1 protein-coding gene is annotated in these 1,211 nt (G+C 45.7%); it reads right to left on the bottom strand.

The window, feature by feature from the left end; translation table 11 throughout:
• Nucleotides 1-984: NAD(P)/FAD-dependent oxidoreductase (locus A3729_RS16615; RefSeq protein ID WP_082882119.1), on the bottom strand; the 984-nt coding region annotated here is incomplete at its 3' end.
• Between the last annotated feature and the right edge of the window lie 227 nt (nt 985-1,211).

The following is a 1,211-nucleotide window of genomic DNA, read 5'->3' as shown; positions in this document are numbered from 1 at the left end:
AATACCGGTTACTTTTAATTTGGTCGCACTGGGGAGAGTCTTGTATTCCGCAACACCGTGGCCACTGAGGTGATTAGCACATACTCTGGCTTGCTCGAACAAAGGTGCTACCAGGCCAAAAGTGTCGCCTCTATGCTGAATGCACTCCCCCACAGCATAGATGCTAGGGTCGTACGTTTGTAATGTATCGCTGACAACAATGCCTTTTTCACAATGTAAGCCCGCTTTCTCAGCCAGTTCAAAATTTGGCCTGACGCCAATCGCCATAACAAATAAGTCGCAGTCGAGCTCACTTCCATCGGCAAAGCGAACGGCTCTAACATGCCCTGAATCATCTGCAAGAAGCTCTTCTGTCTCGGCCGGCATTTTAAACTTAACGTTTCGGCTTGTGAGTTCCTGCTGGAGTAAGTGACCGGCTGTCGCATCGAGCTGTCTGTTAAGGAGCACTTCCTTGCTATGAATAACGGTAACGTGCATGCCTCGCTGCGCAAGGCCGTTGGCTGCTTCAAGACCTAGTAGCCCGCCGCCTAAGACCACTGCATTCTTTTTTGTCTCGCTATAGGCAAGCATCTTATTGACATCATATATATCGCGAAAGGCGATCACACCTTCGAGTTTGCTTCCTGGAATAGGAAGAATAAAGGGTTTAGAGCCTGTTGCTATCAGTAGTCTGTCATAACGTGCTTGAGTGCCATCACGTGCTGTGACGCAACGTTTGCTTCTATCGATATCAATAACCAGCTTATCTGCTCCGGAATACAGGGTTATATTATGGTCGTGATACCATTGCCGGTCATGAATAATGATATCTTCAATGGACTTTTCTCCACAGAGTACGGGGGATAGCATGATTCGGTTGTAGTTGCCGTAGGGCTCAGCACCAAAGACCGTAATATCAAACTTTTCAGGAGAGGCGCTGACTAACTCTTCTACAGCTTTCATTCCAGCCATGCCGTTTCCGATTACCACAAGCTGCTGCTTCATCTCTAATCTCCGTACTGCCGTGTTATGAATGCTATAATCAATACATTGCTAATTTTTGCAAGTTATCGCAGCAATTTATATACCATTGGAGGTATGATTCTAACTCAACATGGTTAAGTACGCTGCAAGTCTCTTTAATAAGGCACTTAAGATTGACTTAGCTTAAGTTCATATACGGTTCACGGATGGATTAGTTTTGCACTATTTTGGTTCAACGTGTGGGTTGT

The organism is Oleiphilus sp. HI0043, assembly GCF_001634935.1.
The sequence above is the reverse complement of the archived record's forward strand: the minus strand, read 5'-3'. Positions and strand labels throughout refer to the sequence as shown.